This window comes from Novosphingobium sp. FG137 (assembly GCF_057809735.1).
Genome location: NZ_JBMDKN010000008.1, coordinates 1 through 24794 on the forward strand (window position 1 = coordinate 1; position 24794 = coordinate 24794).

The 24794-nt window shown below is 65.9% G+C and carries 27 protein-coding genes; 13 read left to right on the plus strand and 14 right to left on the minus strand.

Features of this window, described 5'->3' with window-relative positions:
* Positions 1-76 precede the first annotated feature (76 nt).
* Entirely contained in the window at positions 77-1402 is a 1326-nt protein-coding gene (locus ACODS2_RS19500; RefSeq protein ID WP_489000438.1) for a reverse transcriptase domain-containing protein, read from the plus strand.
* 97 nt (positions 1403-1499) lie between these two features.
* Here ACODS2_RS19500 and ACODS2_RS19505 read toward each other — a convergent pair whose 3' ends face one another.
* The gene (locus ACODS2_RS19505) at positions 1500-1964 is read right to left on the minus strand and encodes a cupin domain-containing protein (RefSeq protein WP_489000275.1); all 465 of its coding nucleotides are present in this window, start codon (positions 1962-1964) and stop codon (positions 1500-1502) included.
* 27 nt (positions 1965-1991) lie between these two features.
* Entirely contained in the window at positions 1992-2282 is a 291-nt protein-coding gene (locus ACODS2_RS19510) for a GNAT family N-acetyltransferase (RefSeq protein ID WP_489000276.1), read from the minus strand.
* A gap of 65 nt (positions 2283-2347) precedes the next feature.
* Here ACODS2_RS19510 and ACODS2_RS19515 point away from each other — a divergent pair, with 65 nt between their 5' ends.
* The gene (locus tag ACODS2_RS19515) at positions 2348-3364 is read left to right on the plus strand and encodes a threonine aldolase family protein (protein WP_489000277.1); all 1017 of its coding nucleotides are present in this window, start codon (positions 2348-2350) and stop codon (positions 3362-3364) included.
* Positions 3361-4302, plus strand: a complete 942-nt coding sequence (locus ACODS2_RS19520; protein WP_489000278.1) for a DMT family transporter — start codon at positions 3361-3363, stop codon at positions 4300-4302. Before ACODS2_RS19515 ends, ACODS2_RS19520 begins: the two co-directional genes overlap by 4 nt.
* On the opposite strand, the gene ACODS2_RS19525 is transcribed toward ACODS2_RS19520, so the two are convergent.
* On the minus strand, positions 4212-5036 hold the full coding sequence (locus ACODS2_RS19525) for a Rossmann-fold NAD(P)-binding domain-containing protein (protein WP_489000439.1): 825 nt from the start codon (positions 5034-5036) through the stop codon (positions 4212-4214). The two genes, ACODS2_RS19520 and ACODS2_RS19525, sit on opposite strands and share 91 nt — an antisense overlap.
* Before the next feature lie 17 nt (positions 5037-5053).
* A complete protein-coding gene (locus ACODS2_RS19530; RefSeq protein WP_489000279.1) occupies positions 5054-6310 on the minus strand; it encodes a M48 family metalloprotease in 1257 nt (418 codons plus the stop codon).
* Between the two features lie 196 nt (positions 6311-6506).
* Between ACODS2_RS19530 and pepN the strand changes: the two genes are divergently transcribed.
* On the plus strand, positions 6507-9128 hold the full coding sequence (gene pepN, locus ACODS2_RS19535) for an aminopeptidase N (protein ID WP_489000280.1): 2622 nt from the start codon (positions 6507-6509) through the stop codon (positions 9126-9128).
* Positions 9125-9934 (plus strand): peptidoglycan editing factor PgeF, encoded by an 810-nt coding sequence (gene pgeF / locus ACODS2_RS19540; protein ID WP_489000281.1) that lies wholly within the window; start codon positions 9125-9127, stop codon positions 9932-9934. Before pepN ends, pgeF begins: the two co-directional genes overlap by 4 nt.
* A 168-nt stretch (positions 9935-10102) precedes the next feature.
* On the opposite strand, the gene ACODS2_RS19545 is transcribed toward pgeF, so the two are convergent.
* From ACODS2_RS19545 to galE, 3 genes are all read right to left on the minus strand, one after another.
* Positions 10103-10717 carry an HAD-IA family hydrolase gene (locus ACODS2_RS19545; protein WP_489000282.1) on the minus strand — a complete coding sequence of 205 codons (615 nt, stop codon included), beginning with the start codon at positions 10715-10717 and terminating at the stop codon, positions 10103-10105.
* A gap of 106 nt (positions 10718-10823) precedes the next feature.
* Positions 10824-10949 (minus strand): type B 50S ribosomal protein L36, encoded by a 126-nt coding sequence (gene ykgO, locus ACODS2_RS19550; RefSeq protein ID WP_054122357.1) that lies wholly within the window; start codon positions 10947-10949, stop codon positions 10824-10826.
* Between the two features lie 71 nt (positions 10950-11020).
* Complete coding sequence (gene galE / locus ACODS2_RS19555) at positions 11021-12025, minus strand: UDP-glucose 4-epimerase GalE (RefSeq protein ID WP_489000283.1); 1005 nt, start codon at positions 12023-12025, stop codon at positions 11021-11023.
* A 135-nt stretch (positions 12026-12160) separates the two neighbouring features.
* On the opposite strand from galE, the gene ACODS2_RS19560 reads away from it, so the two are divergent.
* The 5 genes from ACODS2_RS19560 (at position 12161) to ACODS2_RS19580 (ending at position 17059) form a co-directional block, all read left to right on the plus strand.
* Positions 12161-12865, plus strand: a complete 705-nt coding sequence (locus ACODS2_RS19560) for a DUF4136 domain-containing protein (protein ID WP_298168051.1) — start codon at positions 12161-12163, stop codon at positions 12863-12865.
* The gene (locus ACODS2_RS19565; RefSeq protein ID WP_298168054.1) at positions 12862-13446 is read left to right on the plus strand and encodes a DUF4136 domain-containing protein; all 585 of its coding nucleotides are present in this window, start codon (positions 12862-12864) and stop codon (positions 13444-13446) included. The genes ACODS2_RS19560 and ACODS2_RS19565 overlap by 4 nt, the downstream gene beginning before the upstream one ends.
* Entirely contained in the window at positions 13443-14588 is a 1146-nt protein-coding gene (locus tag ACODS2_RS19570; RefSeq protein WP_489000284.1) for a M14 family metallopeptidase, read from the plus strand. The genes ACODS2_RS19565 and ACODS2_RS19570 overlap by 4 nt, the downstream gene beginning before the upstream one ends.
* 50 nt (positions 14589-14638) lie before the next feature.
* Positions 14639-14767 carry a hypothetical protein gene (locus tag ACODS2_RS19575; protein WP_489000285.1) on the plus strand — a complete coding sequence of 43 codons (129 nt, stop codon included), beginning with the start codon at positions 14639-14641 and terminating at the stop codon, positions 14765-14767.
* A gap of 174 nt (positions 14768-14941) precedes the next feature.
* Positions 14942-17059, plus strand: a complete 2118-nt coding sequence (locus tag ACODS2_RS19580) for a TonB-dependent receptor (protein ID WP_489000286.1) — start codon at positions 14942-14944, stop codon at positions 17057-17059.
* A 3-nt stretch (positions 17060-17062) separates the two neighbouring features.
* Here the strand turns inward: ACODS2_RS19580 and ACODS2_RS19585 are convergent, their stop codons facing one another.
* On the minus strand, positions 17063-17572 hold the full coding sequence (locus ACODS2_RS19585) for a (2Fe-2S)-binding protein (RefSeq protein WP_489000287.1): 510 nt from the start codon (positions 17570-17572) through the stop codon (positions 17063-17065).
* Positions 17573-17718: 146 nt separating this feature from the next.
* Positions 17719-18486, minus strand: coding sequence for a class II aldolase/adducin family protein (locus ACODS2_RS19590; protein ID WP_298168068.1), 768 nt, complete (start codon positions 18484-18486; stop codon positions 17719-17721).
* 29 nt (positions 18487-18515) lie between these two features.
* Here ACODS2_RS19590 and ACODS2_RS19595 point away from each other — a divergent pair, with 29 nt between their 5' ends.
* Complete coding sequence (locus ACODS2_RS19595; RefSeq protein WP_489000288.1) at positions 18516-19154, plus strand: SOS response-associated peptidase; 639 nt, start codon at positions 18516-18518, stop codon at positions 19152-19154.
* Positions 19155-19158: 4 nt separating this feature from the next.
* Here the strand turns inward: ACODS2_RS19595 and ACODS2_RS19600 are convergent, their stop codons facing one another.
* Positions 19159-20898, minus strand: a complete 1740-nt coding sequence (locus tag ACODS2_RS19600) for a chloride channel protein (RefSeq protein ID WP_489000289.1) — start codon at positions 20896-20898, stop codon at positions 19159-19161.
* A 198-nt stretch (positions 20899-21096) separates the two neighbouring features.
* Between ACODS2_RS19600 and ACODS2_RS19605 the strand changes: the two genes are divergently transcribed.
* Together ACODS2_RS19605 and ACODS2_RS19610 are read left to right on the plus strand one after the other, a co-directional pair.
* Positions 21097-22617: a M20/M25/M40 family metallo-hydrolase gene (locus ACODS2_RS19605; RefSeq protein ID WP_489000290.1), complete on the plus strand. Its 1521-nt coding sequence runs from the start codon at positions 21097-21099 to the stop codon at positions 22615-22617.
* A gap of 110 nt (positions 22618-22727) precedes the next feature.
* Positions 22728-22865, plus strand: a complete 138-nt coding sequence (locus ACODS2_RS19610; protein ID WP_489000291.1) for a hypothetical protein — start codon at positions 22728-22730, stop codon at positions 22863-22865.
* On the opposite strand, the gene ACODS2_RS19615 is transcribed toward ACODS2_RS19610, so the two are convergent.
* From ACODS2_RS19615 to panC, 4 genes are read right to left on the minus strand one after another with little or no spacing between them, the layout of a single operon-like run.
* Entirely contained in the window at positions 22862-23080 is a 219-nt protein-coding gene (locus tag ACODS2_RS19615) for a hypothetical protein (RefSeq protein WP_421836578.1), read from the minus strand. The two genes, ACODS2_RS19610 and ACODS2_RS19615, sit on opposite strands and share 4 nt — an antisense overlap.
* 40 nt (positions 23081-23120) lie before the next feature.
* Complete coding sequence (locus ACODS2_RS19620) at positions 23121-23498, minus strand: hypothetical protein (RefSeq protein WP_489000292.1); 378 nt, start codon at positions 23496-23498, stop codon at positions 23121-23123.
* Positions 23482-23802: a hypothetical protein gene (locus tag ACODS2_RS19625; RefSeq protein WP_489000293.1), complete on the minus strand. Its 321-nt coding sequence runs from the start codon at positions 23800-23802 to the stop codon at positions 23482-23484. The genes ACODS2_RS19620 and ACODS2_RS19625 overlap by 17 nt, the downstream gene beginning before the upstream one ends.
* A 10-nt stretch (positions 23803-23812) precedes the next feature.
* Entirely contained in the window at positions 23813-24706 is an 894-nt protein-coding gene (panC, locus tag ACODS2_RS19630; protein ID WP_489000294.1) for a pantoate--beta-alanine ligase, read from the minus strand.
* Positions 24707-24794: the final 88 nt, after the last annotated feature.

A 24794-nucleotide genomic window follows, 5' to 3' on the forward strand; every position in this document is an offset into this window, starting at 1 on the left:
GCCTCTGGCATCGCGTGGCACGTCGAGGGTTCGGCAACTCTGGTTGTCGGCCCTGCGGTTAGCCGGGGGGATTTTGGTGGCAGGACCCCAAGCTAGTCGATTGCTATTTCCTCAACTTCGCACGACCGAGACGCTGTTGACGGCTTGGCGGGCGATTGAGAGCAATGCTCGAACGTCACAGCGGGCTAAGACCAAGGAGGCGGGGCGAAAGTTCGCTGCTGACCTCCCAAGAAACCTTCGCAAACTGCAACAATCGCTCCTTAGGGGGTATAAGTTCAGCCCGGTTTATGGTGCTGCGGTTCCTAAGGGACCGGGGAAGGTCGGCAATAGGCCCATCGCAGTTGCCACCTTGGCTGACAGGGTTGTGCAACGCGCGATATTGGACACGCTGCATGGCGCAACTCAACTGCAGCGCCTGCACGCGGTCCTAAGCACCCCCACATCGGTGGGTGGTTTACCCGGTCGAGGTGTGGACAACGCTCTGGAGATTGTCGAACGTTGCGCGCTTGACGGTTACCGGTATGTTGCTGGGTCCGACATCGCCGACTTCTTCAACCATATCCCTAAGCCGCAAGTTGTGGAGTTCATCCGGGATGAGGTCGGGGAAGAAGACTTCTGCGACTTGTTCCGGGACGCATTACAGGTTGAACTGAGCAACGCCGCTGACCTTAGCGCCGAAGACTATCGGCTTTTTCCCACTGGCGACGATGGCGTGGCCCAAGGCTGTCCGCTGTCCGCGCTCGCCGGGAACATCGTCCTTCGGGACTTCGACCAAGAAATGAACGACCCTGCCCGTGGCCTCGTCTGCATCAGGTACATTGACGACTTCATCCTGCTCGGACGAGAGCGCAGGAGTGTTGACAAAGGAATGCAGGCTGCGCGCCGTCTCCTAAGGAACTTGAAGATGGACGCCTATGACCCCGCACTTAACCCAAGGAAGGCGTTTATCGGGTCCATTGGGGAGGGCTTCACGTTCCTTGGCCATCAGCTTTTGCCGGGGAAGTATCCCCCTAGTCGGGATGCACAAGCGCGGTTGAAGGCTAACATTGATACCCTGATTCGCGATGGGCAGAAGACCATCGTTAAGGCCGCGTCGGGCCGCACACTTAAGCCTTGGGAAAAGCCGTACGCTGCGACTGTCTCTGCGATTCAGAACGCTGTGGCCGGTTGGCGTGGGACCTATCGCCTCAGCGATTGCCCACAAGTTTTTTCGGAACTGAATCACTGGGTGGTGAGGCGGCTGATGGACTTCGAGAGGTATCTCGACACCAAGGCCCCCAGATCTACTCCAGACGTGCGAGTAAGGGCAATCGGGGTTGCAGGGATGCAGGAGCGCGCGCTTTGCCCGTTGCCCACACTGTTACATTCGGCTAGTACATCCGGGTCAGCGGTCGAATCCTGACCCTAGGATTTCTGCGGTTTTCGGGACTGGTGGGGGAGTTCAATCCTCCCCAGCAGCACCATTTCCCCTTACTTGCCGCTGGCGCGGCGATGGCGCTTCAGTGCTTGTCCAGCACCACCCATGATCCTTTCGAGGGATCGACATCCGCGCTCGTCAGCGGGCCCTCGCCGATGATCTGCACGATCACGGTCTCGTCGCTGTTCGAACCATCCCAATGCACGCCGCCCGCCGGGTGGAACATGTAGCTTCCCGGCCCCAGCCGCAGGGCCTTGGCCGGATCGAAATCGGGCCCTGTTCCCGCAAACCAATGCCCCTCCAGCACCGTCACGTGCCGGTCCCGGCTATGGCTATGCGGACGGTCCATCACATGCGGCGGAAACTTCACACGGATAACATACGTCCCCGGCTGCGAGGGATTGCCCGCAATCAGCGCGCTCTCCACACCGGGCGTGCCCGGCAGCGCGATCCAGTGGACGTCCTGCGCCGGCACGATCCGGAAATCCGGGTTGGCAGCCCCCGGCAAAAGCGCGGCGATCGCAAACAGGGCCAGCAAACGGCTCATCGACACCCCCCAACGCATTGAAGCCCCTCAGGCCAGCAGGTCCGCCCATTCCGGATGGCGCTTGAACGCGGCGGCGACATAGCTGCACTCGGGCACGATCTTCCAGCCCTGCGTCCTCGCATCGGCAATCAGCGCCTCGACCAGCTTGCCGGCGATCCCCCGCCCGCCGATCTCGGTCGGCACCAGCGTGTGCTCGGTCGTCACCACAGTGTCGCGTCGCACCCAGGTCAGCCGTCCGATCGCGCTGCTATCGGCGACGCGCGCCTGATATTCACCGTGGGCGCCTTCATCGATGAGCGAAATTGCCGGGTCATCCATCGCTTGTCGTCTCCAAAGGGAAGCTCACTTCCCCCCGCGCACCATGCCGGTTAAGGGGTGCGCCCATGAAGTTCTTCTCCGACAACGCCGCCCCTGTCCACCCCCGCATCTGGGCCGCGATGCAGGCCGCCGATGTCGCGGACACCGCCTATGATGGCGATGCACTCTCGGCCCGGCTCGATGCGGCGTTCTCCGATCTGTTCGGTGTGCCTTGCGCCGCGATCTGGGTGGCGACGGGCACCGCCGGCAACTGCCTTGCGCTTTCGGCCATGGTCCCGCCGCACGGCGGCGTCGTCTGCCACCGCGAGGCGCATATCGAGATGGATGAGGGCGGCGCGCCCGGCTTCTTCCTGCATGGTGCCAAGCTGCTGCTGGCGGAGGGTGAAGGCGCCAAGCTCACGCCTGAGACGATCCGCTCCGTGCTGGGTGCGATCCGCCCCGGCGTCCACCAGGTCCAGCCGCACGCGATCTCGATCACGCAGGCCACCGAATGCGGCCGTGTCTATACCGCGCAGGAAGTCGCCGCGATCGGCGCACTGGCAAAGGAACGCGGGCTGGGCCTCCACATGGACGGCGCGCGTTTCGCCAACGCCATCGCCTACCTCGGTTGCAACCCGGCGGACGTCACCAACAGCGCCGGGGTCGACGCGCTCACCTTCGGCTGCGTGAAGAACGGCGGGATGAGCGCGGAAGCGATTGTCTTCTTCGCGCCCGATCTCGTCGATGTCGTCCGCTATCGCCGCAAGCGCGCCGGGCACCTGCAATCGAAGGGCCGCTACCTTGCCGCGCAGGTCCTCGCCATGATCGAGGGCGATCTCTGGCTCGATAACGCGCGCGCCGCCAATGCCGCCGCGCAGGAAATCGCCGCGGCCTGCGGCGACCGGCTGATTCATCCGGTGGAGGCCAACGAGATCTTCGTGATCCTCGCCCCCGCCGAGCAGGCAGCGCTGCGCGCGCAGGGCTTCGACTTTTACGACTGGAATGCCCCTGCAGGTGCCCCCGGCGCGGCCCGTCTCGTCACCGCGTGGAGCAGCCCGCCGCAGGAAGTGGAGGCGCTCGCCCGCGCCATAGCCGCCCTATGAGCGTCGATCATCAGACAGGCGGCGAGGCCCGCTTCCTCGAACCGCGCATCCTTGCCCCCTTCCTGATCACTGCACTGATCTGGGGTTCGACATGGATCGCCATCAAGTATCAGCTGGGCGATGTACCGCCGAGCTGGTCAGTCACCTGGCGCTTCACCGGCGCGGCAATCGGCATGTTCGTGTTCGCCGCGTTCAAGCGCCTGCCGCTGGTGCCGGACAAGCGCGGGCTGATGGTCGCCGCCGTCATGGGCTGCAGCGTGTTCAGCCTCAACTTCCAGTTCGTCTACCGGTCCGAGCAATATATCACCTCGGGCCTCGTCGCGGTGCTCTTCGCGCTGCTGCTGGTGCCCAACACCGTCCTTTCGCGCGTCTTCCTTGGCCAGCGCATCACGCGTGGCTTCATGATCGGCACAGCCATCGCGCTGGTCGGCATCGGGCTGCTGATGCTGCACGAATATCGCATCGCACTGGCGCAGAACAGCGCAATGGGCGCGCAGGTCCTTGTCGGCGGCTTCATGGTCCTCGTCGCGCTCACGTTCGCGTCGGTCGGCAATGTCGTGCAGGCAAGCCCTGCGGCGCGCGGCCAGCCGGTGCCGACCCTGCTTGCCTGGGCGATGATGATCGGCGCTATCGTGGATGCCACGATCGCATGGATCCTCTCCGGCCCGCCGCGCTTTGATTGGACGTGGTCCTACGCCGGCGGCGCCGCCTATCTCGCGATTGTCGGCACCGTCGTCACCTTCCCGATGTACAACGGCCTGCTGCGCGCGCTCGGCCCCGGCCGCGCCGCCTACAACGGCGTGCTTGTCCCCGTCGTGGCGATGCTGATCTCGACCGCCGTCGAAGGCTACCGCTGGTCGCTGCTCGCCGGAGCAGGCGCGTCGCTCGCGATGATCGGGCTGGTCGTGGCGCTCAGGGCGCGCAACCCTTCGCGGTAAGTCGGGTAAGCCAGCCGCCAGCCCAGCACGCGCTTGGCTTTGCCGTTCGCCACCCGCCGGTTCTCGGCATAGAACGCCAGCGCCATGGGCGAGAGCGCGGCCTCTTCCAGCGTCTGCAGCGGCGGCGGGTTCACCCCCAGCAGCCGCGCCGCTTCCTCGATCACCGCGTTCTGGCTCGAGGGCTCGTCGTCGCCGAGGTTGTAGACCCCCGCCGGCCCCGCCATCCCGGCGATCACGCCTGCGGCAATGTCCTCGACATGCACGCGGCTGAACACCTGCCCCTCCAGCGCGATGCGTTTCGCATGGCCTTCGCGCACGCGGTCGAGCGCACTGCGCCCGGGGCCATAGATACCCGGCAGGCGGAACACCCGCACCTGCGCGCCAAGCCCCTGCCACGCCAGATCCGCCGCCGTACGCGCCGAGCGCCGCCCGGTGCCGACTTCCGCCGTCTCATCCACCCACGCCCCGCCGACATCGCCGTAGACCCCGGTCGAAGAGAGATACCCGATCCACTTGGGCTTCGCCGCCGCCAACGCCTCACCATACGCTTCCAGCACCGGATCGCCGCCCTCGCGCGCAGGCGGGACGGAGGACAGCACATGGCTTGCGTCCGCCAGCGCGCCCAGCACACCCTCGCGGTCATGGAACCCCATGGTCCCCTCGCGCCCGGTGCCGACAACTTCCCAGCCCGCCGCGCGCAGCCGCGCCGCGATCACCTTGGAGGTATAGCCCATGCCGAAGATGAGCAGGTTCACGGCTTCGGGTCCGGCAGTTTGAGTGGGGGCAGCGGGGGCGGCACGACTTCGGTCGCATTCGGAACATGGTCCTTCTTCCACTGCATCGCCATGTGCACCCGCGTCTTGCCCGATGGGTGATCGAAGAACAGCATCTCCTCAAGCGCGCCCGGCGCGATCTTGCGATAGGCCGAAAGCTTCATCGCCGCCGCAGCAAAGCCATCAGGCTCGCGCGCGGCATCCAGTCCGAAAGCATCGGCCTCGCTTTCATCGACCCGGATCAGCGTGTTGGTCACCGGCGTCGCCAGCAGCGAAAGCACGCTCAGCACGGCCGCCAGCACTGGCAGCGAGGCCGGATCACTGAGCCCACGCACATCCCAGCGCTGCCCGCCATGGCGGATCAGCGCCGGCGCGATACGCGATGCCAGCCACAGCAGCAGGCCCATCAGCAGGGTTAGCACCACGATTGTCCGCCACACGTGTCCCAGCACATAGTGGCCCAGTTCATGCCCCATCACCGCCGCGGTTTCCGCCACGCCGGTCTTCTTCAGCAGGTTGTCGTTGAGCGAGATGCGGATCGTCGGCCCGATGCCCGAAACGTTCGCCGAAATCCGGTCCGACTGGCGCGATGCATCGACAAGATAGATGTGCTCCGAAGGCACGTTGTAGGCCTTCGCCATAGCCACCACCCGCGCCCGCACCGGGCCGTCCGGCAGTTCGGACTGGGTGTTGAACAGCGGCACGATGAACACCGGCGTGATGAGCACGAGGAACGTGATCGCCACGCCGATCACCCCGGTGCCGATCAGCCACCAGTGCTTCGGATACTTGCGGATCACCGCATAGATCACCAGCAGCAACACGCTCCCCAGCAGTGCGCCAAGCAGGAGGCCGATCGCCTGATCGCCCAGCCATGCCCCCACAGACTGGTTCATCAGCCCATATTGCCGCTCGCGCAGATAGCCGGTGTAGAAGGTCCACGGCAGGCTCAGCAGCGTATCCACCGCGATGAACACCAGTCCGCAGGCCAGCAGCCCCAGCCACGGGCGCCAGCCGCGCCGGTGCATTGCGGTCCGCACCTTGGGCAGCAGCCGGATGCGCAGCAGGAACCAGTAGATGCCGAGCGAGATCAGCGTGCCCCACAGCCCCAGCCACTCGCCCCCCTCGAAATAGGCGTCGGACCGCGCCTGCGCCGGGCCGCTCAGCGTCGCCAGCCACAGCTGCGTCGCATGGTCGACATCGAACGCGGCGGCAGCGTGGGCCAGGCCGGGCACAGCCGCCAGAAGCCCCAGAAAAACGCATGCAGTCAATCTTGTCAGCGGCATGGTATGCGACCCCGTCCCCTTGCCCATTCCGGCCGCGCCATGGGTGCGGCCCGGTCGCGGCCTCGTCAAGCGCTCTTGCCACGAAGATTTTCCGGCCCGCCGTTTTTGCGCTTCCCCGTGCGCGCAGGCTCCCTACATTGGGGCCATGAACGATCTTTCCAGCACCCCCGCCGTCCCCGCCCCCGTCATTCAACGCACCGACTACCGTCCGCCGGAATGGCTGGTCCCGGAAATCGCGCTGGATTTCGCGCTCTCGCTCACCGCCACGAAGGTGCGCGCTGATCTGGTGGTTGAACGGGGCGGCGCGGCGCACGGCCCCCTGCGGCTCGATGGCGATGGCATTGCCGCCAAGAGCGTGCTGGTTGACGGCGCCGCGCACAACGATTGGCGCATGGACGGCGGCAACCTCGTGATCGACCTCCCCGGCGACCGCCACACGGTCACCATCGAGACCGAGATCGATCCCGCCGCCAACACGCAGCTCTCTGGCCTCTATGCGTCGAACGGCATGCTCTGCACCCAGTGCGAGGCCGAGGGCTTCCGCCGCATCACTTTCTTCCCCGACCGGCCCGATGTGCTCAGCCGCTACACCGTGCGCATGGCGGGCGACAAGGCGGCTTTCCCCGTGCTCCTCTCCAACGGCAACCCCGTCGCCAGCGGCGAAAACGCCGACGGCACGCATTGGGCCGAATGGCACGATCCGTGGCCCAAGCCCTCCTACCTCTTCGCGCTCGTCGCGGGCGATCTCGTTGCCTCGCGCGATACGTTCACCACCCGCTCGGGCCGCAAGGTCGATCTCGCCATCTACGTCCGCGCCGGGGACGAAACGCGCACTGGCCACGCGATGAAGGCGCTCATCGATTCGATGCGCTGGGACGAGGACGTCTATGGCCGCGAGTACGATCTCGACTTGTTCAACATCGTCGCCGTCGCCGATTTCAATGCGGGCGCGATGGAGAACAAGGGCCTCAACGTCTTCAACACGCGCTACATCCTCGCCGATCCCGAAACCGCGACCGACGGCGATTATGACGCCATCGAAGGCGTCGTCGCGCACGAGTATTTCCACAACTGGTCGGGCAACCGCGTCACCTGCCGCGACTGGTTTCAGCTGAGCCTCAAGGAAGGCTTCACCGTGCTGCGCGATCAGCAGTTCAGCGCGGACATGGGTTCGGCCCCGGTCAAGCGGATCGAGGATGTGCGCGTGCTGCGCGCCGCCCAGTTCCCGGAGGATTCAGGCCCGCTCGCACACCCGATCCGCCCCGATGCCTATCAGGAAATCAGCAACTTCTACACCGCGACGGTCTACAACAAGGGTGCCGAAGTCATCCGCATGATGACGGTGATGGCCGGCGCCGAACGCTTCCGCGCCGGCACCGATCTCTACTTCGACCGGCATGACGGCGAAGCGGCGACCTGCGAGGATTTCGTCCGCGCGATCGAGGACGGCGCCGGGCTCGACCTCAAGCAGTTCCGCCGCTGGTACGAGCAGGCTGGCACCCCGCGCGTCACCGCCACGCTCACCCACGCGGGCGATACGGCCACGCTCACCCTCTCCCAGACCGTCCCCGCCACCCCCGGCCAGCCGGACAAGCAGCCGATGGTGATCCCGCTGCGCACCGCACTGTTTGATCGCGCTTCTGGCCGGCACGGCGGCGAGCAGCTGCTCATCCTCACCGAGGCCGAGCAGACCTTCACCTTCTCCGGCTTCGCGCAGCCACCGGTCCTCTCGATCAACCGCGGCTTCTCCGCCCCCGTCGCCATCGACATGCCGATGCCGACCGGCGATCTCGTCTTCCTTGCCGCGCACGATGACGATCCGTTCGCCCGCTACGAGGCGATGCAGCAGCTTATGGTCCGCCACCTCGTCGGGGCTGTCTCGGGCGAATTGACCGATGCGGCCCGCGCCGAAGGCCTTGCCGCGATCCGCGATGTCTACGCCGCGGTTCTGGGCGACAAGGCGCTCGACGATCTCATGCGCGGCGAACTCCTGATCCTGCCCGGCGAAGGCTATATCGCCGAACAGCTCACCCTCGCCGACCCTTCGCGCATCCACGCCGAGCGTGAGGCCTTGAAGCGCTGGCTTGGCAGCGAACTTGCCGCTGAGTGGCACGCCCTCCACGATCGTTGCACCGCCGTGCCCTACAGCCTCGAAGCCGCCGCTCGCGGCGCGCGCAAGCTGAAGACGCAGGCCATCGTCTACCTTGCCGCCAGCGATCCCGCCGAAGCCGCCCGCCGCGCCAAGTCGCAATATGATGCGGCAGACAACATGACCGACCGGCAAGGCGCACTCATGGTCCTCGCCGGGATCGGTGCGGCCGAATGCGACGCTGCCCGCCGCGACGCGCTCGCCGATTTCCACGCGCGCTTTGCCGGCAATGCGCTGGTGATCGACAAGTGGTTTTCGATCCAGGCCGGCGCGCTCCATCCCGATACGCTCGCGCATGTCACCGCGCTGGCAGGTCATCCTGATTTCACGCTGACCAACCCCAACCGTGTCCGCGCGCTCTACATGGCGTTCGCCGCCAATCCTCAGGCGTTCCATGCGGCCAGCGGCGCTGGCTACCGGATGATCGCCGATCTCATCCTCAAGCTCGATCCCATCAACGGCAATGTCGCCGCGCGCTTCGTCCCTCCGCTGGGCCGCTGGCGCCGCATCGAACCGGCACGCGCCGCCTTGATGCGCGCCGAATTGGAACGGATCGCCGCAGCCCCCGGCCTTTCGCGCGATGTGCGCGAACAGGTGAGCAAGAGCCTCGAAGGATGAGCGAAGGTGTGGAGACGTTGACCCACCCGGCGCTCGCCGGGGCGGCGCACGGCTTCCTCGGTCGGCGCGGCGGGGTGAGCATCGGCATCCACGGCGGTCTCAATGTCAGCTACAGCGAGGACGATCCCGCCCACACTGCCGAAAACCGCCGCCGCGCGGGCGATGCGGTGCTGCCGGGCGCGCGGCTCCTCACCTGCTACCAGATCCATTCGCCCGATGTGGTCACGGTCACCGCACCGTGGGACGATGCAGACCGCCCCAAGGCCGACGCACTGGTCACCGCCGAGACTGGCCTGCTGCTCGGCGTGCTCACCGCCGATTGCGCGCCGGTCCTGTTCCACGATCCGCACGCGGGCGTGATCGGCGCTGCCCATGCCGGGTGGAAGGGTGCCATCGGCGGGGTGACCGACCGTACGGTAGAGGCGATGGAAGCCCTCGGCGCAGACCGTGCGCGCATCGCCGCCGTGGTCGGCCCCTGCATCGCCCAGAAAAGCTACGAGGTGGACGCCGCCTTCGAAGCGCGCTTCACCGCCGAAGACGAAGCCAACGCCCGATTCTTCAGGGCCGGCCGCGCAGGGCACAGCTGGTTCGATCTCGAAGGCTACGTCGCCGCGCGCCTGGCGGCCTTCGGCGTCGGCACCGTCGGCATGCAAGGTGAGGACACCTATTCGCAAGGCCAGCGCTTCTACTCGTTCCGCCGCTCCACCCATGCCGGCGAGGCGGGCTACGGCAGGCAGATCTCACTCATCGGATTGCCACAGACCCGCCAAATCCCTGTCACACCACTCTATCCCCGCTCACCATGAGCTTGTCGAAGGGTGCTGGCGCAAGCGCCGCGTGTTATGCTTCGACAAGCTCAGCATGAGCGGTGTCGGGAGTAGAGTTGGGCAGGAAACAGGGACAGTCCCCATTTTCCTTTCGTCATTCCCGCGCAGGCAGCAATCCAGATCGACATGAGCCGCCTTGGGAGCGGGCTATAGCAGCCCCAACCCGCGCAAATCCGCCTCCAGCGCCTCGGCCCCGCGCGTGAAGTGATGCACCCGCCAGCCAAGCGCCGCAGCGCTGGAGATATTCGCCGCGTTGTCATCAATGAACAGCATCCGCTCCGGCGCATGGCCAAAGCGCTGCGCGGCAAGCTGGAAGATCGCCGGATCGGGCTTGGCAAGCCGTTCGACGCCGCTCACCACAACATCGCCCATATGATCGAGCACGGGGAAAGTGGGGCGGAACATCGCCCAGGTATCCGCGCCGAAATTGGTGATCGCAAACTGGGCTACGCCGTTCGCCGCCAGCGTCTCGACCAGCGCAGGCGTGCCTTCGATCGGCCCGGGAATCGTATCCAGCCAGCGCGGCGCATAAGCCTCGATCAGCGCGCGATGCTCGGGGTGTTCGGCCACTTTCTCGGCGATCAGGTCCGCAAGCGGCTCGCCCGCATCATGCCGGAAGTGCCACGGCAGCGTGACGACATGCCCGAGGAACCAGTCGAGCTCGGCCGGATCGTCGATCAGCTTTTCATAAAGGTAGCGGATGGACCACTGCACCAGCACGTGGCCGATATCCCAGACAACGGCGTCGACTTCTGACCGCACCACATATTTCCTTCAGCACAAACAAAAGCGCCCCCGCAATCGCGGAGGCCTTCTGCCGGTTCAAGACCGTTGATCACGTCTGCCCCGCTGATGCGGGGCGCGTGGATCAGCCCTGACGCGCCTTGAAGCGCTTCTGGGTCTTGTTGATGACGTAGGTGCGGCCGCGGCGACGGATCACGCGGTTGTCCCGGTGACGATCCTTGAGCGACTTCAGGCTGTTGCGAATCTTCATGGCGAATCCTTATGCCCGAGCCGACCGGGCCGAAATTGGAACGCGGCGGTTATGCGGGAGAAAAAGGAAAGTCAACCTTCCGCGCGGATCTCGGTCAGTTTCCGTTCCCACGCCAGCGCATGGCTTACAATCACATCGAGATCGGCATAGCGCGGCACCCACGGCAGGGTCGCCTTGATCCGCCGGTTGTCCGAAATCAGCGAATCGGGATCGCCCGCGCGGCGGCCCTCCAGCTTGCGCTCGATCTTGTGGTTGGTCACCCGGTCCACCGCATCGAGCACTTCGAGCACCGAAAAGCCCTGCCCATAGCCGCAGTTCATCGTCAGCGAACGCCGGGGCTCTGCGATCAGCGCCTCCAGCGCCAGCACATGCGCGGCGGCCAGATCGGAGACATGGATATAGTCGCGCACGCCCGTGCCGTCGGGCGTGTCGAAATCGGTGCCGAACACGCCGACATGGCTCCGCTTGCCGAGCGCGGCTTCCACCGCCACCTTGATCAGGTGCGTTGCCCCTGCGGTCGATTGCCCGGTGCGCGCCTCCGGGTCCGCCCCCGCCACATTGAAGTAGCGCAGCGCGCAATAGTTCAGCGGATGCGCCCGTGCGGTGTCTGCCAGCATCGTCTCGGTCATCAGCTTCGACATGCCGTAAGGATTGATCGGCGCCTTCGGGCTGTCCTCCGTGACCGGCGAAACCTCGGGAATGCCGTAGGTCGCCGCGGTCGAGGAGAAGATGAAGTGCGAGACCCCGGCCTCCACCGCTGCTGCGATCAGCGCCCGGCTTTTGGCGGTATTGTTGTGATAGTACTTGAGCGGATTCTCGACCGATTCGGGTACGATGATCGATCCGGCGAAGTGCATCACCGCGCCGATCTTCTGCTCGGCGAAGATCCGCGCGAGCAGGGCGCCATCCTCGATATCGCCTTCATAAAGCGGCACGCCATCGGGGATCGCGAAGCGGAAGCCCGTGGTCAGATTGTCGATCACCGCGACCGGCCAGCCCGCATCCTTCAGCGCCAGCACCGCGTGGCTGCCGATATACCCGGCGCCGCCGGTGACGAGAACGGGGACCTTGCCCATGCGAATCACTCCCTAAGTAAATGCTGAAATGCACTAGCAGGCTCCGTTTGCGTTGGAATCGACAAAGGAACCGTTCATGTGGCTGACAGCCCTCAGGACTTAGTTTTGCCGCTCGTCCGTCCCGAAAGGCCTTGCATGAAGTTCACCACGCCCCTCCTCGCCGCGCTCTTCGTCTGCAGCGCGGCCCCTGCGCTCGCGCAGGGCATGCCCGGCGAAGGGCGCTGGGGCGGTGGCGGTGGCTGGCAGGACCCCGATCCGCGCTACCCTTCCGCCCGCCAGAGCGCGCAGCCTTCGAAGAAGATCGACGTGACGGCCTACCGCAGCGCCGATGCCGAAGCACTGCTCGGCAAGGGCCGCATCGTTGTCAGCCGCATGGCCACCGACGCCGGTGATAACGAGGATGGCAAGCTCCCGGTCTACGAAGCTGCGGTCATCGACGAGCTCGCCCGACGCGGCTATGATACGGCCACGGCCATCGATCCCGGCCAGATCGCCGAAATCGGTGTCAGCCACAGCGTGGCCGTGCCGGAGGAGGCACCGCACAAGAAGGTCAGCGGCGCAATGAGCACCACCGTCAGCAATCGCGGCAGCGGCTTCGGCCTTGCGCTCGCGGTCGATCTTACCAAGCCGGCCAAGGCGATCGTCGCCACGCGGCTCGATCTGCGCATTCGCGACAAGGCCTCTGGCCGCGTCCTGTGGGAGGGCCACGCCGAAGGCGAAGCGCGGGAGGAAGACGGCGGTATCAACAACAGCCAGATGGCCGCCCGCCTCGCCACCGCGCTGCTCAAGAAGTTCCCTGATGGCCAGGTCGTCCAGCCTCTCGCGGCGGTGACGCCGTGAAGGCCCGCATCCTCCTCACTGCGCTAGCGCTACTTGCGACTCCCGCGCTCGCCGCCCCCGTCGAAGTCACGCGCTTCCACACCCCCGAAAGCGTGACCACGCTGGGCCGGGGCGCAGTGTCTGTCATTGCGGCACCCGGCATGGACGCGAGCAGCCTTGAAACCCGCGTCTGGCTCCAGGCCGTGGAAGCCGAACTTGCCGCGCTGCGCTTCGGCACCGCCACTCCGGGCGCCGCCGATGCGGTCGCGGAAGTGCGTGTCGAACGTGAAGTGCAGCGCACCGAACGCCAGCGTGGCCCGGTCTCGGTTGGCGTCGGCGGCTCGACCGGCGGCTGGAACAGCGGCGTCGGGCTCGGCCTCGGCTTCAATCTCGGCGGCGGGCCCAAGGCGCGGGTCTACACCCGATTGGTCGTCACCATCCGCAGCCGCACCACCGGGCTTTCGCTGTGGGAAGGCCGCGCGGAAAATGTCGAGCGCGAGAAGGCCAAGGAGGCTGCCGTCGATCTCGCCGCACCGCGTCTCGCCCATGCTCTTTTCTCGGGCTTTCCCGGAACGTCGGGGGCGACTATCACGGTCAAATGACTTCCCAACAGATCAGCGTCGACGCAGGCTTTGACAGCGGCAACATCGAAGTTCTCGGCATAGACGGCGCCAGCGCCCGGCTCGCCATCCGGCGCGATGCCAGTTCCGAATTCTTCCAGTGGTTCCATTTCCGCGTCAGCGGCTGTGCGGGGCGCGCGCTCGAACTGAAGATCACCGGCCTCGCCTCCGCCGCCTATCCCGATGGCTGGGTCGGCTACAGCGCCTGCGTTTCGGAAGACCGTGACACCTGGTACCGCGCCGATACACGCTATGACGCGGCGCTCGATGGCGGCACCATGACGATCCGCTACACGCCCGAGGCGGCGACCTGCTCCTTCGCCTATTTCGCGCCCTATTCGATGGAGCGGCACCACGATCTCGTCGCCGAAGTCGCCGCCTGCGATGGCGTGACCCACCGCGTGCTCGGCACCAGCCTCGATGGCCAGCCGATCGATTGCCTCTCGCTTGGAGGGACTGGCGGCGAAAGCGACAAGCAGATCTGGCTGATCGCGCGCCAGCACCCCGGCGAATCGATGGCCGAATGGTGGATGGAAGGCGCACTCGAGATGCTGACCGATCCGGCCGATCCGCACGCACGCAAGCTGCGCCAGCTCTGCTGTTTCCACGTTGTGCCCAATTGCAATCCCGATGGATCGCGGCGCGGCCACTTGCGCACCAATGCGGCGGGCGTGAATCTCAACCGCGAATGGCACGAACCTAGCGCCGAGCGCTCACCTGAAGTCGTCGCGATCCGTGGTGCCATGGACGAGACCGGTGTCCACTTCGCGATGGACGTCCACGGTGATGAGGCGATCCCGGCGGTGTTCTTCGCCGGCTTCGAAGGCATCCCCGGCTGGACCGAAGCGCAGGGTGAGGCCTATCGCCGCTACCGCGCGATCCTCGAACGCCGCACGCCCGATTTCCAGACCAGACGCGGCTATCCGGTCGCGCGTCCCGGCAGGGCCAATCTCTCGATGGCCACCAACCAGATCGCCGAGCGCTTCGGCGCCGTCGCGATGACGCTCGAGATGCCGTTCAAGGATAACGACGATCTGCCCGATCCCGCGCAGGGCTGGAGCCCCGAGCGCAGCAAGCTGCTGGCGCGCGAATGCCTCGCCTCGCTTCTGGAATGGCTGGCCTGATCGCGCACGCTTTAACGGTTTGTTAGGCAGTCAGGGCGCATAGGCGTGCTATGGCCCGCGCTATCGCCCTCGTTGCTGCTGCACCTGCCGCCTCTCTGGCGGAAGTGCTGCGCTCGGCCATCGTGCTCGGCTCGGCATTCGCCCTGATCCTCGCCGGCCGCGCCTTCCCGCTGCTCTGACGCGCGGCAAACCCTCACACCTTCTGCATCGCTGACGGACGGACTGCCTTGTGGCCAGCCCGTTGCCGCCTGCTGCGCGCATAAATCGCGAAGGATTCGCAATATCATCCTTGCAAGTGCGAATGACTCGCAATAGAGCAGCTCTTGAGAATGCCTCTCAAGAAGGAATTGCCCGTGAAAGCGCTCGCCGCCCTGCTCCTCACCTCCAGCGCCCTCTTGCCGTTCGCCGTGCAGGCCGAACCGGCGGGGATGGCAGCGGATGCGGGCGATGCGGGTGCCGATGCCGGCGATGGCGCAGACCGCCGCCCCATCGTGGTCACCGGCCATATCGAAAGCTACCGCAGCGATACCGCCGCCAGCGTCAAGGCGCCCACGCCGCTGCTCGATGTGCCGCAGTCCGTCACCGTGCTTAGCCGCGAACAGCTCGACGATCAGGGCGTCACCCAACTCACCGATGCGCTCCGCTACGTCCCCGGCGTCGTCCTTGCGCAGGGCGAAGGCAACCGCGACCAGATCGTGCTGCGCGGCCAGAACACCACCGCCGACTTCTTCCTCAATGGCCTGCGCGACGACACGCAGTATTACCGTTCGCTCTACAACATCGACCATGTCGAGGTGCTGCGCGGCGCCAATGCGCTACTCTTCGGGCGCGGCGGCGGCGGCGGCGTGATCAACCGCGTGCGCAAGGCGCCTTCGCTTTCAGGCCAGAGCCTCGGCGCCAGCGCCGCCGTCGGCACCTTCGGCGATTTCGCGCTCGCCGCCGATCTCAATACCCCGCTTTCGCAGACCATCGGCGCGCGGTTGAACGGCACTTACGAAGAGTTCGACAACCACCGGCAGGACTTCCACGGCCGCTTCATCGGCGTGAACCCCACGCTGGCCTTCGCGCCCTCCGCCGATACCCGGATCGACCTTTCCTACAACTACGACGATGATCGCCGCACTGCCGATCGCGGCGTCCCCTCGCTCGCCGGCAAACCGCTCGAAGGCTACCGCGATACCTTTTTCGGCCGCAAAGACACGAACATCGCGGCGGTGCAGGCCCATATCGTCGAAGCCCGCCTCACCCAGCAGCTGGCCGATAGCCTGACGCTCACCGTAGCCGGCCAATACAGCCACACCGACAAGTACTACGCCAACATCTTCGCTGGCGCCGCAGTCAATCCCGCCGCCAACACGGTTTCGCTCAGCGCCTATAACAGCACCGTCCTGCGCGAGAGCTGGATCGGTCAGGCGAACCTGACCTGGCAGGGCAAGACGGGCCCCATCGGCCACACCGTGATCGCCGGGATCGAAGGCAGCGACCAGGCCACCGACGCCGCCCGCTCCGAAGGCATTTTCCCCGGCAACAAGGCCTCGGCCACCGTCGCACTCGCCGATCGGCTGGATATTCCCGCCATCACTTTCGGCGCACCCAGCCGCTCGACCCACGCCAAGGTCACCACGGTCTCAGCCTATGTGCAGGATCAGATCGAACTGGCGCCCTTCCTCCAGATCGTCGCCGGCGTGCGGTATGACAGCTTCAAAATCCGCGCGGACAATCTGCTGAACAGCACCAGCGCCGGGCGCACCGATAACAAGTGGTCTCCCCGTGCCGGCGTGATCGTGAAGCCCCGCGCCAATGTCTCGCTCTACGGCAGCTACACCAAGAGCTTCCTGCCCCAGTCGGGCGACCAGTTCAGCGCGCTCGATGCGGTGCAGGCCACGCTCGCGCCCGAGGAATTCCGCAATCTCGAAGTGGGCGCCAAGTGGGACGTGACCCCCGCCCTCGCGCTCACCGCCGCTGCCTACCGGCTGGACCGCGAGAACTCACGCTTCAACGATCCCGTCACCGGCCTGCCCCAGCTTTCGGGCAAGACCCGCACGCGCGGGATCGAGCTGTCCGCCACCGGCAAGATCTTGCCCCAGTGGCAGGTCAGCCTCGGCTATGCCCTGCAGGACGGCAAAGTGCGCTCTTCGACGACCGCCGCCCCAGCCGGCCGCGCGCTCGCGCTTCTGCCTGAAAGCCAGATTTCGCTGTGGACCCGCTACGACGTGACCGACAAGCTCGGCCTCGGCCTCGGCGTGACGCACCAGTCCTCGGCCTACACCACCATCAGCAACACGGTGACCCTGCCAGCCTGGACCCGCGTCGATACGGCGGTGTTCTACAACCTCACCAAGTCGGTCTCGGTCCAGCTCAACGTCAACAACCTGCTGAACGAGCAGTATTTCCCGACCGCGCACACCGACAACAACATCTCCACCGCCCAGCCCCGCAGCGCGAGGCTGACGGTGCGGATGGGGTTCTGAGACCTATAGTCCCGGCGTCGTCGCGGTTACCGGCACCGGCAGCGGCACGCCGGGCTCCACGCCCCGTGCGATCCGCCCGGCGCGCTGGATCGTGCGGACAAGGCGAGGATAGACGCCGCAGCGGCAGATATTGGTGATCGCAGCCTTGATATCCGCCTCGGTCGGATCGGTATTGTGCGCCAGCAGCGCAGCTGCCGCCATCACGAGGCCGGGCGTGCAAAAGCCGCACTGGATCGCCTGTTCGGCGACAAAGGCCTGCTGCACCGGATGATTGCGATCGGGCGAGAGGCCTTCGATCGTGGTGACAGTCCGCCCCTCCGCCTCGCCGAGGACAAGCGTACAGCTCGGCATCGCCTGCCCGTCGACGATGACCATGCACGCGCCGCATTCGCCGGTGCCGCAGCCATACTTCGTGCCGGTCAGATTGGCAGCATCACGCAGCGCCCAGAGCAGCGGCGTGTCGCTCTCCAGCTTGATCTCGATCGGCTGGTTGTTGACGGTGAGGATGGCCATGGGAGTGGGCTCGCTACTGCTTGCTCAACCCGCACCGACTACACCGCTCACCCTGAGCTTGTCGAAGGGTGCTGGCACAACAGTCGTGCATGATACTTCGACAAGCTCAGTATGAGCGGATCTCGCGAAATGGCTCTGAGTGCCGCTCAATCCCGCCAGGAGCGGTCGATCTGATCGATCCGCCGGGTCCAGGCGTTGAAATCGCCCACGCCGGGGCCACCGCCGGGAGGGTTCGCCATGTTGAGATCGCGCTGGTGCACGTTGATCACGTCCTGCGAGATCATCACCGGCGGCCGGCCCATCGAAAGCGTCGCCATCTGGATCTCGCAAGCGCGCTGCAGCGCCCACATCTGCACGAACATGCCCTGCAGGTTCTTGGCCATCACCACCGGGCCGTGGTTGCGCAGCATGAGGATGTTCTTGTCGGCAAGGTTCGCCAGCAGTCGCTCGCCTTCCTCGGCGCGAACGGTGATGCCCTCGAAATCATGATAGGCAAGCCGGCCCATGAAGTTGCAGGCGTAGAAGTTGATCGGCATCAGCCCTTCCTCGAGGCTGCACACCGCCATCGATGCCGTGGTGTGGACATGGCAGATGGCATGGGCCCAATCGAGGTGGCGATGGAAATAGCCGTGCTGGGTAAACCCGGCGAGGTTCACCGGATGCGGATTGTCATCGAGCTTGTTGCCGTCGATATCGATCTTCACGAGGTTGCTGGCGCAGACTTCGGAATAGAGCAGCCCGAACGGATTGATGAGGAAGGCGCCCTCTTGATCCGGCACGCGCAGCGAGATGTGGTTGTAGACCGATTCGGACCAGCCCATCAGATCGAAGATGCGATAGCAGGCCGCCAGTTCCTGCCGCGCATGCCATTCGGCATCGCTACAATTGATGTTGGGGCGGATCTGGGTGGCCATTGCGTACTCTCCCGCTATCATTCTCTCTGATGTGCAATCTCTATCGCATGACCAGCAACGCGCAAGCCATTGCGCAGCTATTCCGGGCCGATATCGCGGGGCGCAACCTCCCGGCGCTCGCCGAGATCTACCCTGACAGCGAGGCACCGGTGGTCGTTGCGGAAGGCGCAGGGAGAACACTCGCGGTGATGCGCTGGGGCTGGCCCCCGTTCGGCGAGGTAAAGCGCCCGATCACCAATGTGCGCAATCTCGCCTCCCCGATGTGGCGCAGTGCGCTCGCCGATCCGGCGCGGCGCTGCCTCGTCCCCGTTACCGCCTTCTCCGAATGGTCCGCCGTCCCCGATCCGGTGACCGGCCGCAAGCGCAAGCACTGGTTCGATCTGCGCGCCGACTCAATGGGGGGTGATCCGCTCTTCGCCTTCGCCGGCCTCTGGCGCGCTGCCGAGGAAGGCCCGCGCTTCGCCTTCCTCACCTGCGCCCCCAACGCAACGGTCGGCCGCATCCACCCGAAGGCCATGCCCGTGCTCCTGCGCCCCGGCGAAGCCTTTGATCGCTGGCTCAGCGCAGACGGCACAGACGCAGCGGCCATGCAGGCGCCGCTGGAGGATGCGCTGATGCGCGAAATCGCCGAGGAAGCGCCGATGCCTCCACAGGGCAGCCTGTTCTGAAGGCCTACGCTTCCCCGAACAGCTGCCGTTGCGATTTCTCCAGTTCGTCGAGAGTGCGCCGCCGCGCATGACGTTCGGTGACCACGCCCACGACGACACCCTTCTCGTCGACGACGGCCAGTTCATCCGCGCTCAGCCGGTCGAACAAGGCAATGATCGTGTAGGCATCGTCGCCGGGGTGCAGCGAGACGTCAGCCATCCCCGCCAGCGCCGCGATCGGCGTATCGGGCGCAAGGTCCGGGGCATAGGCGGCGGCGGTCGGAACAATGCCGCGATAGCGCCCTTCGCCGTCCACCAGCAGCGCCTTGCTTGCCGAACCAAGCGGAACCCGCGCGCGGAACACATCGACCGGGCAGTTCTCGGGCACCTGCACCCAGTCGCGCCGCATCATCCGCGCGGCGGTGAGGCTCGCGGCCCAGCCGATATCGCGCGGGCCACGGATCGAGGACCCACGCACGTGCAGCCGCCAGGTGGAAAAGGAATAGCCGAACAGTTCACGGGTCAACGCGCTCGAAAGCAGCGCCGCCGTCAGCACAACCCCCATCAGCGCGAAATCATGCGTCGTCTCCAGCATCAGCAGCGCCAGCGTCATCGGCCCGCCCACGATCGACACGCTGAGCGCGGCCATGCCGACAAGGGCGGCATCGTTGGGGCTCACTGCAAGCCCGACACCAGCGGCATTGACTGCGCCCGCGAAGATCTGCCCCGCCAGCGAGCCGATGAACAGCGAGGCAAAGAACAGGCCGCCCCGGAATCCGAAACTCAAGGAGACAATCGAGGCGGCAATCTTCAGGCCCATGATGATCAGCAGCACCTGCACCGCCGGCTGCAGCACGAGATTGAGATGCAGCGCGCCATGGCCCGCCGAGAGGGTCTGCGGCGAGGCCAAGGCCAGCGGGATCAGCAGGATGCCGCCCAGGACCGGCTTCCAGCGGCCGAGCCATGCCCAGCCCTGCACGTACGATTCGGCCAGCGTCACCAGCCGCATGATCGCGATGCCGAGCAGCGCACAGGCAAGACCCAGCGCGGCGTAGAGCAGATAGTCACTGAGCGTGACCACCTTGTCATCGCTCAGCGCCATGAGCCACGGCTCGCCGCCCAGCGCCTTGGCGGTATAGACCCCCGTCAGCGCCGCCGCGATGACCGGCGCAATCGCCGCCGGCGTATAGCTGCCGATCACGATCTCGAAGGCATAGAACGCGCCCGCCAGCGGTGCGCCGAAGGCCGCACCGATACCCGCACCCGCACCCGCCCCGACCAGCGTGCGCAGATCGTTGCGCCGCAGCTTGAGCCACTGGCCGAGCATCGAGGCAAGCCCGCCCCCCATCTGCGTGAAAGCCGCTTCCAGACCCACCGATGCGCCCGCGCCGTTGGAGAGGATCGTCTGCACCGCGATCACGAGATTGTCCGCCGGTGCAATGCGTCCGCCGTGGAGCGCGTTGGCCTCCACGACATCGACTGGCGTGCGCACACGTTTGCCCAGCGCGAGCGTAAAGAGCACCAGCGCCAGCCCGCCCAGCGGCAGCGCCAGCAGCCGCCAGGCATGATGGATGTGCCCCAGCGCGCTGAGGCGATTGAAGGTCACGCCATACAGCACTTCCTGCAGTCCATGCGCGAGCTTCTGCTGCACACGCGTGAGCAGCCCCGCACCGGCCCCGGCCCCGGCGGCAAGCAGGATGAAGGCGGCCTCGCTCTGGCGAAGGCGCTGGCGGCTGCGGATGATCCGCGGGCGGGCCCAGGCCATCAAACCGTCAAGCACACGCGCGCTCCTCGATTCCAGGGTCGGCCCGACTCGGGGAACGAAATCAACGAGATGGCCATGGCAGGATCAGTCCGCCATGGTACTTTCCCCCGGCGCGCGCAACCGGGTTTCGGCCTGCTGGACATTGCAGATTTCTCGTTTCACACTCGCCGTCGAAGTCGTTTTGGGGAATGGGGCGTTATGGCAAAGCATCTCAAATTCGCGTTCGCGGGATTGGCCGCGCTGGCCGCCGCAACAGGCCAACCCGCGGCGGCATCCGACAAGGCCGACCGGGCCAAAGTCGCCGCAGCGATCCGCGCCGATCACGATGCCGCGGTCGAGCGTCTGCGCGCATGGATCAAGCTGCCGACGATCGCCAACATGGGCCTGAACCACAAGGAAGGCGCCGAATACATGCGCCAGCTCGCGCTCGATGCCGGGTTCCAGATGGCAAAGGTCATTCCCACCGATGGCGTCCCCGGTGTCTTCGCCACGCTCGATGCCGGCGCCAAGACAACGCTGGCGATCTACTTCATGTACGATGTGAAGCATTTCGACCCCAAGGAATGGTCCTCCCCGCCGCTCGAGGGCCGGTTGGTCGATCGCCCCGGCGAAGGCAAAGTCATCGTCGGGCGCGGCGCGGTCAACCAGAAGGGACCGGAAACCGCGTTCCTCACTGCCCTGCGCGCGTTCAAGGCTTCCGGCGTGAAGCTGCCGGTAAACCTCGTGCTGGTGGCCGAGGGCGAGGAGGAGATCGCCTCGCCGCACTTCTCGCAGGTCGTCACCCATCCCGAAGTGCTGCCTGCGCTGTCCAAGGCGGTGGGCGTGATCATTCCTGATGCCGGCCAATCGGTCGACGGGCAGGTGACCCTGCTGCTCGGCGCGAAGGGCGCGGTCGAACTGCAGCTGATCTCCAGCGGCGAAAAGTGGGGCAAGGGGCCCACGAAAGACATTCACTCCAGCCTGATGGCCAATGTCGATAGCCCCGCATGGCACCTGATCAAGGCGCTGAATACGCTCGTCGCCGATGACGGCCACACGCCCGCCATCGACGGCTGGTTCGAGAACGTGAAGCCGCTGACCGAACGCCAGAAGCAGTTGATCGCCGCCGATATCGCCGCCGGCAACGAAGCTGACGAGAAGAAGAGCCTCGGTATCAAGCAGTGGTACGCCGGGGAGGATTATCTCACCGCGTCCTACCGCCTCGCCTCGCAGCCCACGGTCAACATCCAGGGGCTGGTCAGCGGCTACATGGGGCCGGGCGGCAAGACGGTCCTGCCCGGCCGAGCCGAGGCCAAGATCGACCTGCGGCTGGTGCCGGACATGACCAAGGACGAGGCTGTCGCCAAGCTCAAGGCCCACCTCGCCAAGCGCGGCTTCGGCGATATCGAAGTCAACGTGAGCGGCGGCTACGGCCCGACACAGACCGACGAGAACAGCGCGCTGATCAAGGCCGAACAGGCCACGCTGGCAGCGGCGAAGATTCCGCAGACCATGTCGGCGCGGTCTGCCGGTAGCTGGCCGGGCGTGATCTTCACCGGGCCGCCGCTGCACCTGCCGGCGGGATCGTTCGGCGCAGGCCGGGGCGGCGGTGCGCATGCCCCCGACGAGTGGTTCCTGATCGACAGCACCAACCCCAAGGAGCTCGGCTTCGACCAGCAGGCCACCCTGTTCGCCGATTTCCTCTACGAAGTCGCGCGGAGCGGAACCGGAAAACCCTGAACCGCCACCGGCTCAATGATCGACAGGATAGTGCCATCACCGAAGAAGCCGACCAGGCGCTGGGCAGAGCGGAGCGGCGCTTTCTGCGCCGGATATTCAACGGCCGGACTGTGCCCATCAGCGCCGATGGCCGACCCTTCCTGACCTACAAGGAGGCCAGCCGGTATCTCTTGTCGCTGGCGCCCGAGGCGCGGGAGCTGGCCTATGCGCAGATGAAAAGCGGGGCGGCCGAGATTGCGGGAAGCTAGAGCCCAGCGGCAATCTGGTCGGCAGCGGCGGTCGCCTCCGTGCTCAGCTCACGCAAGGCCTTCGCGGTGTCGGCCAGCAGGCCGTCGGTGATCGGCCGCTCGCCATTGATGAACCGCCGGATCGCGCGCTCGTCGATCCTCAGGCGGCGCGCAAAGGCGGTCGTGCCGCCAAACAGCTGGACACAGTACGCGAAGTGATCTTGCCGGTTTTGCATCCCGGCTTCCATACGTGTTCCTTCGGCCAAGGCAATGCGCTCACTGAAAGCGGAGCGTGTTCTCGAACCCTTCGCCCGTCTTGGTCATCCGGGCGAGCTTCCTGAGGTTTGCCCGGACATACCGCTCGAAGCGGCAGTCATCATAGATCCCCGTGACCGGATAGTCCTCCTGGGCGAGCAGGTCCTTGAGGCGGTCGGCGAGTGCGGCCTGATCATCCTTGCTTGCCGCGATCCGCAAGGCCGCGCAGACCCATTCTTCCGCGGCGGCCTTGTCGTAATCGTCCTGCGCGGAATAGCCCTGCTTGTCCGCGACCACCTGATCGAGCCGCGCAGCTTCCATGCGGCTGGCCAGCCACTTGCGGACCTGTGCGCCATCCCATGCCTTTGGCGCGCCGCTCACCCTAGTTGCCGTCCGCATCAACCACGAACACCATCGGTTTGCCGCGAGACTCGGGCTCCCACCCGGCTTCGAGCGCAGCCCGGATCCCACGCGTCACGATCGCGTCGCTGATCTGCAGCCGTCCGCGCTGCAGGCCCTTCATCAAGCGCTTCGGCGTGGGAAACTCGAGCAGGGCCTCGCGCTGCGTGTGTTTGCGCAGCAGGCCGATGGTCATGCCTTTCCAGCCATGATTCTCGCTCCACTGCGGCTCGCTGCGCAGCTCCCATTCGTAGGGATGCCCGTCGACATCGAGGACGCCGGATAGTCTGGGGGTGCTGGTCATGCTGCCATGCCTAGCAGGTCTGGCCGGTCATCACCGCCACATTATCGATCAGGCGTGCCTTGCCGAGATGCGCCGCCACCAACAACCGCGCGGGGTGGCCATCCCACTTGGCCACGTCTTCCAGCGTCACGGCATCGCGCAGATCGGCATAATCGATGCTGCGAAAGCCCGCGGCCAGCACTGCAACCTTCAGCGCAGCAAGCGCGTCCGCCACCGGCTCTCCGGCCAGGATCTTCGCCGCAGCCTCGCGCATCGCGCGGTTCATCGCCGGAGCGGCTGCGCGCTCTTCCGCCGTCAGGTACTTGTTGCGGCTGCTCATCGCGAGCCCGTCCGCCTCGCGCACCGTCTGCACGCCAAGAATGTTGTCCGCATGCGGGTGCGTCAGATCGAGATCGCGCGCCATGCGGCGAATGATCGCGAGCTGCTGCCAGTCCTTCTCTCCGAACAGCGCGACATCCGGCTGCACCTGGTTGAACAGCTTGGTCACAACCGTCGCTACGCCGTCGAAATGCCCAGGCCGCGCCGCGCCGCAGAGCACTGCATCGAGCCCGCCTACCTGCACGGTCGTCGCATAGCCGGCCGGATAGATCACCTCGACCGTCGGCGCCCACAGCACATCCACGCCTTCCGCCTCGAGCAGCGCGGCATCGGCCTCAAGCTGGCGCGGATAGGTCGCAAGATCCTCGTTCGGCCCGAACTGCCGCGGATTTACGAAGATCGAGACGACGACATGCTCGGCAAGCCGCTTCGCTTCGCGCACCAGAGTGAGGTGGCCTTCATGCAGTGCGCCCATCGTGGGCACGAGTGCCAGTTTGGGATGGTCGTTGGCCTCGGCGGAATTGTCCCCCGATTTCAGCGCGGAAAGCGCAGTGCGCAGCGGTTCCAGAGCAGTCAGGATTTGCACGCGCCACGGCTCTCCAGTAATCCCCCGGAAGGGGGCGAACAGTCCCCGAAAAGGGAAAGGCCCTCTAGCCCTGAGCCCTGCCCGGCGG